Source organism: Bacillus sp. G16, assembly GCF_021282335.1.
GTDB classification, from domain to species: Bacteria; Bacillota; Bacilli; order Bacillales; family Bacillaceae; genus Bacillus; species Bacillus inaquosorum.
Map to the genome: position 1 here is coordinate 401504 of NZ_JAJSOZ010000001.1, position 10489 is coordinate 411992.

At 42.7% G+C, this 10489-nt stretch carries 16 protein-coding genes; 13 read left to right on the forward strand and 3 right to left on the reverse strand.

Translation table 11 applies throughout. From position 1 onward, the window contains the following. The first annotated feature begins 24 nt into the window (after positions 1-24). The 4 genes from essA (at position 25) to LWH95_RS01990 (ending at position 2423) form a co-directional block, all read left to right on the forward strand. Complete coding sequence (gene essA, locus LWH95_RS01975) at positions 25-480, forward strand: type VII secretion protein EssA (RefSeq protein ID WP_080030893.1); 456 nt, start codon at positions 25-27, stop codon at positions 478-480. 63 nt (positions 481-543) lie between these two features. After that, positions 544-1275, forward strand: coding sequence for a (S)-benzoin forming benzil reductase (locus tag LWH95_RS01980; protein WP_232918850.1), 732 nt, complete (start codon positions 544-546; stop codon positions 1273-1275). Between the two features lie 193 nt (positions 1276-1468). Then, the gene (locus tag LWH95_RS01985) at positions 1469-1999 is read left to right on the forward strand and encodes an HD domain-containing protein (protein WP_019259341.1); all 531 of its coding nucleotides are present in this window, start codon (positions 1469-1471) and stop codon (positions 1997-1999) included. Positions 2000-2186: 187 nt separating this feature from the next. Further along, on the forward strand, positions 2187-2423 hold the full coding sequence (locus tag LWH95_RS01990; RefSeq protein ID WP_003241026.1) for a YuzF family protein: 237 nt from the start codon (positions 2187-2189) through the stop codon (positions 2421-2423). A gap of 40 nt (positions 2424-2463) precedes the next feature. Here LWH95_RS01990 and LWH95_RS01995 read toward each other — a convergent pair whose 3' ends face one another. Further along, entirely contained in the window at positions 2464-2853 is a 390-nt protein-coding gene (locus LWH95_RS01995) for a DUF2283 domain-containing protein (RefSeq protein WP_232918851.1), read from the reverse strand. Between the two features lie 114 nt (positions 2854-2967). Here LWH95_RS01995 and LWH95_RS02000 point away from each other — a divergent pair, with 114 nt between their 5' ends. From LWH95_RS02000 to pdeH, 7 genes are all read left to right on the forward strand, one after another. Beyond that, positions 2968-4077: an AI-2E family transporter gene (locus LWH95_RS02000; protein WP_003241032.1), complete on the forward strand. Its 1110-nt coding sequence runs from the start codon at positions 2968-2970 to the stop codon at positions 4075-4077. A gap of 59 nt (positions 4078-4136) precedes the next feature. After that, on the forward strand, positions 4137-4358 hold the full coding sequence (locus LWH95_RS02005; protein WP_003241034.1) for a spore germination protein: 222 nt from the start codon (positions 4137-4139) through the stop codon (positions 4356-4358). A 72-nt stretch (positions 4359-4430) separates the two neighbouring features. Then, a complete protein-coding gene (locus tag LWH95_RS02010) occupies positions 4431-4679 on the forward strand; it encodes a YueH family protein (protein ID WP_084991310.1) in 249 nt (82 codons plus the stop codon). A 71-nt stretch (positions 4680-4750) separates the two neighbouring features. After that, positions 4751-5149, forward strand: a complete 399-nt coding sequence (locus LWH95_RS02015) for a YueI family protein (protein WP_019259337.1) — start codon at positions 4751-4753, stop codon at positions 5147-5149. Between the two features lie 96 nt (positions 5150-5245). Beyond that, entirely contained in the window at positions 5246-5797 is a 552-nt protein-coding gene (locus tag LWH95_RS02020; protein ID WP_148982769.1) for a cysteine hydrolase family protein, read from the forward strand. Positions 5798-5812: 15 nt separating this feature from the next. Beyond that, entirely contained in the window at positions 5813-7285 is a 1473-nt protein-coding gene (locus tag LWH95_RS02025; RefSeq protein ID WP_225514789.1) for a nicotinate phosphoribosyltransferase, read from the forward strand. Positions 7286-7422: 137 nt separating this feature from the next. Next, positions 7423-8652 carry a cyclic di-GMP phosphodiesterase gene (pdeH, locus tag LWH95_RS02030; RefSeq protein WP_060399390.1) on the forward strand — a complete coding sequence of 410 codons (1230 nt, stop codon included), beginning with the start codon at positions 7423-7425 and terminating at the stop codon, positions 8650-8652. On the opposite strand, the gene LWH95_RS02035 is transcribed toward pdeH, so the two are convergent. Together LWH95_RS02035 and LWH95_RS02040 are read right to left on the reverse strand one after the other, a co-directional pair. After that, on the reverse strand, positions 8628-8996 hold the full coding sequence (locus LWH95_RS02035) for a hypothetical protein (protein WP_084991317.1): 369 nt from the start codon (positions 8994-8996) through the stop codon (positions 8628-8630). The two genes, pdeH and LWH95_RS02035, sit on opposite strands and share 25 nt — an antisense overlap. A gap of 112 nt (positions 8997-9108) precedes the next feature. Continuing rightward, positions 9109-9276 (reverse strand): hypothetical protein, encoded by a 168-nt coding sequence (locus LWH95_RS02040; protein WP_119914210.1) that lies wholly within the window; start codon positions 9274-9276, stop codon positions 9109-9111. A 179-nt stretch (positions 9277-9455) separates the two neighbouring features. On the opposite strand from LWH95_RS02040, the gene degQ reads away from it, so the two are divergent. Both degQ and LWH95_RS02050 read left to right on the forward strand, forming a co-directional pair. Continuing rightward, positions 9456-9596: a degradation enzyme regulation protein DegQ gene (gene degQ, locus LWH95_RS02045; protein ID WP_003220708.1), complete on the forward strand. Its 141-nt coding sequence runs from the start codon at positions 9456-9458 to the stop codon at positions 9594-9596. Between the two features lie 184 nt (positions 9597-9780). Then, positions 9781-10489, forward strand: a 709-nt coding sequence (locus tag LWH95_RS02050) for a polyprenyl synthetase family protein (RefSeq protein ID WP_232918852.1), incomplete at its 3' end; no start/stop codon positions are given.

Consider the following 10489-nt stretch of genomic DNA (forward strand, 5'->3'; position numbering starts at 1 on the left):
ATGGAAAAGGGGATCATGATTTGTATGCTCTCCTTTTCCCTTTTCATACCCTCTGCCGCCGCTGCCGAAACCGAAGAAAATACAGATGTCGCGCCAAACCAATATGAGAAAAAAGACATTGAAATCGATACGAATTATTTGCATGAAGATACCTACTATGAAGAAAAAACAGAACTGCCTGAAGAACAGAAGGATATCACCTTTGATAAGCCGGAGGATAAGGATGCAGAGCTGTTAAAAGATTTGTTTACATCAACAAATGCCGAGGAATCCAACACGATTGCGGCTCAATCGAAACAGCTTGGGATTACCTTTGCTGAAAAACCAATCACAAAGGCATCATCCACGGAAACAGAAGAAGAACAAGAAACATCTTCTCTGCTGCTTCCGATTATCTATGTCGTGCTGATCCTGCTCGGAATAGCAGGCATTGTGTTCCTCATCCCAAAAGTCACAGCGCAGGAGAACAAAAAGGCATAGGCTCCCGTGCTTGTGTTGAGTAAAAGCGGTACGTACAATAGGAACGGAAGGAGGAGGTTTCCAATGGAACTTTATATCATTACCGGAGCGTCAAAAGGACTGGGTGAAGCCATCGCATTGCAGGCTTTAGAGAAGGGCCATGAAGTCCATGCCTTATCCAGGACAAAAGCTGATGTCTCACATGAAAAACTGACGCAGCATCAAATAGACCTTATCAATCTCGAAGAAGCTGAACAGCAATTTGAATCATTGCTTTCATCCATCAATCCAGATCGTTATTCAGCTATTACCCTGATCAATAACGCTGGAATGGTAACACCGATCAAACGCGCCGGCGAAGCGTCTCTTGATGAACTGCAGCGCCATTATCAGCTGAACCTGACAGCGCCCGTGCTTTTGAGTCAGATGTTTACAAGACGGTTTGCTTCATACAGCGGCAAAAAAACGGTTGTCAACATTACGTCAGGCGCCGCCAAAAACCCATACAAGGGATGGAGCGCGTATTGCAGCTCAAAAGCAGGGCTTGACATGTTTACGAGGACTTTCGGATTTGAACAGGAGGATGAAGAACTGCCGGTGAACATGATTTCTTTCTCACCGGGTGTTATGGACACTGAGATGCAAGCCGTCATCCGTTCTTCATCGAAAAAGGATTTCCACGACATTGAACGATTCCGGAAATTAAATGAAACAGGAAGCCTTCGCAGTCCGGCCTTTATTGCCGATACACTGCTTTCTTTATTAGAAACAGGCGCGGAAAACGGCCGCATTTATGATATAAAAGAGTTTTTGTAGAGCAGAGATTTTCTGCTCTTTTTTTATAAAAAGGCAACAGTCCGCGCACTTTGTTGAACGCCGCATATACTGACTGAAACTCTGCTTTTAGGGTATAACAATGATGATAAGAAGATAAAATGATGTGACATAAGAATTGAGTTTCTCTGCAAATTATGTTAGGATTCTAAAAATATCTAAAGGAGGGGTTTCCATGAGAAAGGTTACATTAATGGATGTTTTCACCCATCCAATTGCACAAAAATATATGCAGCGCTCAGGCGTGGCACATGCGATTGCTTGCGCTTATCATGCATACAGGCTGTCTGTAAAGGCTGGCATCAACCCTGATTTAGCTGCAAAAGCGGCGCTGCTGCATGACATCGGCCATTATGAATGGTATACGGACGGTGAGTGGGATTATGAGAAATACAAACGAAATGACATCCATGCCATCAAAGGGGCGGAACGGGCGCATAAGCTTCTGATTCGGCTTGGCGAGGAACCGAAAGCGGCAAAAGAAATTGCTCTTGCCATTTTGCTTCATACCGATTCCTATTTGCCTGAAGGTGAGTTAGATAAAAACACGCTGCAGCAGATTGTCAAAAAAGCGGACGAACTTGATGAAGAGCCGGGCGGCCACCATCATTACCGTCAAATTGATCCTTCAACTGCACGTCAAAAAATAGAAAAGCTGGACCAATTAATCGACCAAGCCCAGGCATCCATGATAAAGCAAGTATAAGTCCCGCTTTTTACACGGAACAGCGCCAGCTTTCTACGCTGTCTCCGCTTCATCACCATTTCCTTTACACCCGCTTCCAAACATTTTCTCCTAAAATCCCCGCACCCCTCGTTTTATCAGGGAAGCCTGTGTCATTATCCATAATTGCGGCATAAGCTGAGATAAAACATAAAAAGGGGATTGAAGTATGGTCAACCAAGGTAGCCCGCAACTGGTCTCTTTAGTCGATCCTTATGTCTATCAGACCATTAAAAAGCTCATCGGCTCAAGGTTCGTTATACAGACAGTACGAGATACGGTCAGAGGCAGACTGATCGATGTAAACCCTGACCATATCACAATTGAAGGAGCCCGAAAATCTGTTTGTTTGATTAGAATCCAGCACATGATTTCCGTCACGCCAGATTACAGTGAGCGGGTTTAACAGTGCTTGCGCATGAAAAATAGGCGTACATCGGGACGTCCTATTTTTCAGTTAAGCGCTGCAAAAACGCACTGTGATACATCGATTCGTCAAGGTCAAAACCGGCAAATTCCTGATAGCCGCTATCTGAAAAACAAAAAGTGACACCGTACACTGTATAGCTGGAACGGACTGAAGCCTGTTGACGAATACGAAAGTGATAGCCGTCTGCATCTTTTACATATAGCCGTGATTTCCCGGCAAACGGGGCACAGAGCAGTGCTGCCTCACCAAAACATTCGAATCCGGCAATTTTGCCGTTTTGGCCGATATCCAGCAGGATACAATCAATGACTTTAAGCTCCTCTGACCGTACATTTCTGCTCTCTTTCGGATGAAGAAGATGGATATAAACCAGTCCGGAATCTTTATCGTATGTCACAGCCTGCATCACCAACACTCCTTTCATCATATTAAGAGTTCTGATATGAGTTCATTTTTGTTACAATGATGGGGTATAAGTCCTTTTATCTGACACATAAAGAAAAACTAGGAGGAACAAAGCTTGTTGAAATCAAAAGTCCATTTTTGGACATTGCAGATTTTATTTGTTTTGCTGATTATTTACGTAGCAACAAAAGTTTCATTTGTATTTCAGCCGTTTATTGTTTTTATCTCGACACTGTTTTTCCCGATGCTGATTGCGGGAATTTTGTATTTCATTTTTAATCCGGTCGTCCGCCTGCTTGAGAAAAAAATTCCGCGGACATTATCCATTCTATTGATCTACTTACTCTTTATCGGTTTGCTTGCCTTCGTTTCAGCGTCGGTCGGACCTGTTATTACATCGCAGGTTACCGGGCTGTTTAACAATCTTCCTGATTATATAAAACAGATTCAGGCGCTGACAAAAGATTTGTCCCATTCCCAATGGTTTACCTGGATGATGAATCAGGATTATGTATCGATATCAAAAATTGAACAGTCGTTGACAAGCTTTCTCCAAAACCTGCCGCAAAATATCACGTCCAGTTTATCTGCGGTGTTTGGCGTCGTGACAAACATCACGCTTGTTATTATCACTGTTCCATTTATCCTTTTTTATATGCTGAAAGACGGACACCGCTTTCCGAACTTGGCAGTGAAAATTCTTCCGGCTTCATATCGGACAGAAGGCTTGAAGATTTTTAAAGATTTATCCGATACGCTTGCGGCTTATTTTCAGGGACAGCTGTTAATCTGTCTTTTTGTCGGAACAGCGTGTTTTATCGGCTACTTAATAGCCGGGCTGCCGTATGCCCTGATTCTTGGGATTGTCATGGCGATTACCAATATCATTCCTTATGTCGGGCCTTTTCTTGGTGCTGCGCCGGCTGTCATTGTCGGTTTTATGGATTCGCCGGCCAAAGCGCTGTTTGCGATTATTGTGGTTGTCGTTGTTCAGCAGCTTGACGGGAACCTGCTGTCTCCTCTTGTGATTGGAAAGCGGCTGAATACGCACCCGCTTACAATTATTTTGCTGTTGATCGGAGCCGGAAGCTTCGGCGGAATTCTCGGCATGATTTTAGCGGTGCCGGTCTACGCGGTAGTGAAGGCATTCTTCCTGAATATTGTCCGCTTAATCAAACTGCGTCAGCGGTCACGCCTTGAAGAAAACGCAAAGCCCGCTGAATAGGCGGTCACCATTTGCGCCTCTTTGCATATGATGCTGTAAGTCAATGCGGAGGTGGGGAAATGCCTGCGATTGTAGGTCCGATTTATATTATGTCCATATCAGGTGATGCAGCGGCCAGCTTTGGAGATGTGTTTGCGATTTCGCCGAAAAGCGTTGATCATACCGGAGCGGGATCGGGTGCGTTTCAATTAGGTGATTATATAAAGATCAATAATGAACACAGTAAAACCATCCTCAAAGATGCCGATATCATTGATGAAACAGTGTCGTTTAACGGGTAACAGCCTTTTCGGAGAGGCTGTTGCTTTTTTTATTGTATAATATGGTTAGTCTTTGAATAGTGAGGTTATGTTATGAAAATCAGAAAAGCGAATATCAATACGGAAACCGGAATGATCACGGACGTGTATCTGCATGAAAACAGAAAAGAACTGCGCACGCTTGTAGCGGTTCCGCAGCTGGAGTGGAGCACGATCATTTCTTATGAAGAAGATAAAGCATCTCTGCCTGAACGGCTGGAAGCTTCTTTGCGCCGGCATACAGAGGAAGACCCGGCTGGTGAGCTGGCCAAAAAAATCATTCATTGGGTAACAGAAATGTAAACGGCCATTGAAAGTTTAGCTCCTGCCTGATCAGGTGATAATGAAGACAAACAAGACGGGAGGACGAGCTTTTGAGTGATGATAAAATGGATCTCTATTTGCAGCAAGGAATGTATGGGCCCTTGGAGACAAAGCCAGACGAGCGCCATTTGTTTTTAGGCTCATTAAGGGAAAGAGTCCTTTTGGCACTGACGAAAGGACAGGTGCTCAGAAGCAAACCGTATGAAGAAGCGGAACACGCACTCAAAAACAGCAAAAACATCACTCTTTTGATTAATGGAGAGCTTCAGTACCAGTCTTACTCTCCCTATATCCAAATGGCGAACCGGAACGGAGTGAACTTCAAGATCGTATCTGATCTTCAGTTTCATACGCCTTTAGGCCTTGTGATTGCGGCTGATATCGCTATGAATCGTGAATTGATATATGTTCAGGACGACATTTTTAACCGGTCAGTGCTGAAACCTTAAGAGACAAACGGATCGTTTGTCTTTTTGTTCATGGCAATTCACTTACAACTGGAGATAAGATATAATGTTCTCATACTGATGGCGGGGAGGCCGGCTATGAAAAAAGCACTTATTTGTATTGATTATACGAATGATTTTGTGGCGAGTGACGGAAAATTGACCTGCGGGGAGCCCGGCAGAATGATTGAAGAGGCGATCGTCAATTTGACCGAAGAATTCATCACAAACGGTGATTACGTCGTATTAGCAGTAGATTCTCATGATGAAGGGGATCAATATCACCCTGAAACCCGTCTTTTTCCTCCGCATAACATAAAAGACACGGAAGGAAAAGATCTGTACGGAAAGCTTTTGCCTCTATATCAGAAACATGAACATGAACCAAATGTTTACTACATGGAAAAAACGAGATATTCTGCTTTTGCGGGTACTGATTTAGAGCTCAAACTCAGAGAGCGGCAGATTGGCGAGCTGCATCTTGCCGGCGTCTGCACAGATATTTGTGTGTTGCATACAGCGGTTGACGCATACAACAAAGGTTTCCGGATTGTTGTGCATAAACAGGCTGTTGCCAGCTTTAATCAGGAGGGGCACGCATGGGCTCTTTCCCATTTTGCAAACAGCATCGGAGCGCAAGTGGCAGAGTAAGGAAGGGGAAAAACAGTGTTAGAGTACGGATTTAAAGATGACAGCCTGTCATTACATACAGACCTTTATCAAATCAACATGGCAGAAACTTACTGGAGAGACGGCATTCATGAAAAGAAAGCGATTTTTGAGCTTTTTTTCAGAAGGCTTCCGTTTGAAAATGGCTATGCGGTTTTTGCGGGCTTGGAAAAAGCAATCGAATACTTGGAAAATTTCAAGTTTACGGATAGCGACCTGAATTATTTACAGGATGAACTCGGGTATCATGAAGATTTTATTGAATATTTGCGCGGTTTATCTTTTACAGGTTCTCTTTACTCCATGAAAGAAGGAGAGCTCGTCTTTAACAATGAGCCGATTATGAGGGTGGAGGCCCCCTTGGTAGAAGCACAGCTGATTGAAACGGCTTTGCTCAACATTGTGAACTACCAAACATTAATCGCAACAAAGGCTGCCCGGATTAAAGGCGTCATCGGCGATGAAGTCGCACTTGAATTTGGAACAAGACGGGCGCATGAAATGGATGCGGCTATGTGGGGAGCGAGAGCAGCCTTAATCGGCGGCTTCAGCGCAACAAGCAATGTAAGAGCTGGAAAGCGCTTTAATATCCCGGTATCCGGCACGCATGCGCATGCGCTTGTGCAGGCTTACCGCGATGAATATACAGCTTTCAAAAAATACGCGGAAACGCATAAGGATTGTGTCTTCTTAGTCGACACGTATGACACGCTTCGTTCAGGCATGCCGAATGCGATTAGAGTTGCTAAGGAATTCGGAGACCGCATCAACTTCATTGGCATCCGCCTGGACAGCGGCGATTTGGCGTACCTGTCAAAAAAAGCCCGGAAAATGCTTGATGAAGCAGGGTTTACAGACGCGAAAGTCATTGCTTCAAGTGATTTGGATGAGCACACCATTATGAATTTAAAGGCTCAGGGAGCGCGCATTGATGTCTGGGGTGTCGGTACGAAGCTGATTACCGCCTATGACCAGCCGGCTCTCGGCGCAGTTTACAAGCTCGTTGCCATTGAAGAAGACGGGAAAATGGTCGACACGATTAAAATTTCGTCCAATCCTGAAAAAGTGACGACACCGGGCAGAAAGAAAGTATACCGCATTATCAATCAGTCCAATCATCATTCTGAAGGCGACTATATTGCGCTTTATGATGAGCAGGTGAATGATCAGAAGCGGCTCAGAATGTTCCACCCGGTTCATACATTCATCAGCAAATTTGTCACGAATTTTTATGCGAAGGATCTTCATGAGCTGATTTTTGAAAAGGGTATTCTTTGCTATCAAAACCCTGAGATCTCAGACATACAGCAGTATGTGCAGGATAACCTCAGCCTGCTGTGGGAGGAATATAAGAGAATCAGCAAGCCGGAGGAATACCCGGTTGATTTAAGCGAGGACTGCTGGAGCAATAAAATGCAGCGGATCCACGAAGTGAAAAGCAGACTTGATGAAGAGCTTGAAGAAGAATAAAGAAAACTGGCCATTCGTTCGCGAAGAGGCCAGTTTTTCTTTGTGAATATATTATTTTTCATGTTTAGACAATTTTCGTCAAATTATTTGATATACTTAGGGGTGAAAGCCGCGCGCATTGTAAGGGGGATAAACCAATGAGGGTGTTTGTTGCAAGACAGCCTATTTTTAATAGAAAAGAACAGGTTGTTGCTTATGAACTGCTGTATAGAGAGAGTGAAGAGAATGTGTATAGCGCTAAAGACGGCGATCAGGCAACAACAGATTTGGTGATCAACAGCTTTTTAAACATCGGTATTGAGAAACTGACGGAAGGGAAACGCTGTTTTGTTAATTTTACGGAAAGCCTGATGTTCTCGAATCTTCCCACCTCCTTCAATCCGAAACAGCTTGTCATTGAGATCCTTGAAGATATACCGATCACGCCGGCCCTCATCTCAAGATGCAGAGAGCTGAAAAAAATGGGGTATATGCTGGCGCTCGATGATTTTTATGCCATAAATCCGCAAAATGAAGACTTACTGGAAAAGCTCATGAGCTATATTGATATATTGAAAATTGATTTTCTCAAAACAACACGAATGGAACGCAGAAAAATTTTGCAAACCTACGGCTGCAGCGGTTTGATTTTTTTAGCGGAAAAAGTAGAGACCCGAAAAGAATATAAACAGGCAGCCCAAGACGGATTTCAATTATTCCAGGGCTACTTTTTCAGCGAGCCGCGCATTATCAGCGGGCATGATCTGTCGACTCATTTCTATTCTTATTATGAACTGCTTAACGAATTGAGCAAAGAACAGCCTAACATAAAACGTGTGACAGAGTACATAGAGCGGGATTTATCCCTGTCCTATCAAATCTTAAAATTTTTAAACTCATCCCACAGCCGACTGAGCCAGAAAATTGAAAGCATTCAACAGGCCATTATGCTGCTTGGGTTTAATGAAATCAAACGGTGGATATACATTCTTTCCTTTAAGGATTTAAGCAGAAAAGGGAATTCCAGCAAGCACGAAATCATTAAGATTTCTTTGATGAGAGCTAAGCTTTGTGAACTGCTGGCGAGAAAAACAGCCCGGCCGCAGCCTGCTTCTTATATGCTGATCGGAATGTTTTCTCTCATAGACACCCTGCTGCACAGAGAAATAGAGGATATTATTCAAGAATTGCCTTTAAAAGATGAAGTCGGGCAAGCGTTATTAGGCCATCAAAACGACTACTACCAAATGCTTGAGCTTGTGAAATTAATTGAAAGCAACAACTGGGACACCTGCACAGAATTAGGAAAAGAACTGGACAAAGAAGAAGCGTATGAATGTTATCTTGAGGCTCTGGAGTGGTGTCATAAGCTTATGGACGCAAAGTGATTGCGGTCTTCTGACCACCGCAAAGCAAGAATCATTCGGCTTTGCGTCCCGATGAGGCTGATGTAGATGCCGTCGGGATTAAAGACCGCGTCCACTTCATGCCGGACGCCCATTTGTTTGATCAGGCGCTTTACAGTTTGTTTATCTGACTGCTCGGCTGCGGTCAGGATGCGGCGCGAGAGCTCCCGCGAGCCCGCAATGCGGCCTAAAACGAGCTGGGCATCGGCGAACAGCCCTGCGGCCTCTCTCGCTGAACGGATAAAGGTATCTGTTTGGACAGCGGGAGCAGGCGGGCGGCGAATCTCATACGGATAGGCGTAAAACCAAGGATAATGATATCTCATGGGAGCACCTCACACAAAAGGATGTTTCTATATGTATAGATCTCAAATAGCCGAATATGACAAAGCGAAAAGGCCACAACTTTAGCGTTGCGGTCTTTTCGGTGTTTGTCGGTCAGGATACGCCAAGAATCGCATATTTAATTTTGAAAATACGGTATGAAGGACTATAGTCTTGCTTAGTGAAAATGCGAAACACGTTAAAATCAAGGGAATTAAGAATCTTTCTCAATTTCAGGGGAAAGAAACGCTCCTCTGCATAGAAATATAGTCCTGTTCTCATTGTGATCCCTTTGAGCACAAGGACCCATTGATATTTGCGGTGTCACGCAGGACTTTTTTGTATACTTTTCGGTGAAAAATAAGCCAAAAGCAGATACACTATTAGTAACAGATCAAATACCTAGGACTCGTTCACCATACACAATTCATTGATCTTTCAAAAAAAGGAGTGTGGAAACGATGGAAAAGAAACTTGAAGAAGTAAAACAATTGTTATTCCGACTCGAACTTGATATTAAAGAAACAACAGATTCATTACGAAACATTAACAAAAGCATTGATCAGCTCGATAAATACAATTACGCAATGAAAATTTCGTAAAAAAGACTTGGAAACAAGTCTTTTTTTTCGTTCTACCCATACAATAAATGGATAAAGTATTATATGATTGTTAAATAACGAAAAACCTGCTGTCCTTTGGATAGCCCATTTAGTAAAATGGAAGGGGAGGGGGGAAGTCGTTATTGAGCAGATATGTTTAGATTCTGTCCGAATCAAGGAGATAATGAAGGAGATTGTTAAGCAAAACATATTTAACGAAGATTTGTCGCAACTTCTTTACTCATTTATTGATTCTAAAGAAACATTCTCCTTTGCTGAATCCGCAATCTTACATTATGTTGTTTTTGGAGGGGAGAATTTAGATGTTGCAACAAGGCTAGGCGCGGGAATAGAAATTCTTATTCTTTCATCAGATATTATGGATGATCTTGAAGATGAAGATAATCACCATGCATTATGGATGAAAATTAATCGCTCAGAGTCTTTAAATGCAGCACTTTCCTTGTATACAGTAGGATTAACGAGTATTTATTCATTAAATATCAATCCTTTAATTTTTAAATATGTTTTAAGATACGTAAACGAGGCCATGCAAGGTCAACATGACGATATCACTAATAAATCTAAAACAGAAGATGAAAGTTTAGAAGTAATTAGATTAAAATGTGGAAGTCTGATTGCACTAGCAAATGTAGCAGGTGTTTTATTGGCTACAGGAGAATATAATGAAACAGTTGAAAGATATTCCTACTATAAAGGGATTATAGCTCAAATTTCTGGAGACTATCATGTTCTTTTATCCGGAAAACGCAGTGATATTGAAAAAAAGAAACAAACACTGATTTACTTATATCTTAAGCGATTATTTAATAATGCTTCGGAAGAATTATTATACTTATTTTCACATAAAGATTTATATTATAAAGCATTGT